Source organism: Bacillus sp. SIMBA_008 (assembly GCF_046535495.1).
Taxonomy (GTDB): Bacteria; Bacillota; Bacilli; order Bacillales; family Bacillaceae; genus Bacillus; species Bacillus subtilis.
Genome location: NZ_JAWRWL010000369.1, coordinates 1 through 277, shown reverse-complemented (window position 1 = coordinate 277; position 277 = coordinate 1). Strand labels below are relative to the sequence as shown.

The following is a 277-nucleotide window of genomic DNA, read 5'->3' as shown; positions in this document are numbered from 1 at the left end:
CTGCTTATAATGGTCAAGAGTGTTTAAATTTATTAAATGATAAGCAGCCGGATGTACTTGTTTTAGACATTATTATGCCACATTTAGATGGTTTAGCTGTACTAGAGAAAATGCGAAATATTGAAAGGCTAAGACAGCCTAGCGTAATTATGTTGACAGCATTTGGACAAGAAGATGTGACGACAAAAGCAGTTGACTTAGGTGCTTCATATTTCATATTAAAACCATTTGATATGGAGAATTTAACGAGCCATATTCGTCAAGTGAGCGGTAAGGC

General features: G+C 35.7%; 1 protein-coding gene. It reads left to right on the top strand.

Translation table 11 applies throughout. The features are described 5' to 3' along the window. Nucleotides 1-277 (top strand): response regulator (locus tag SB658_RS23640; RefSeq protein WP_410602739.1); only part of this gene is annotated, 277 nt, incomplete at both ends.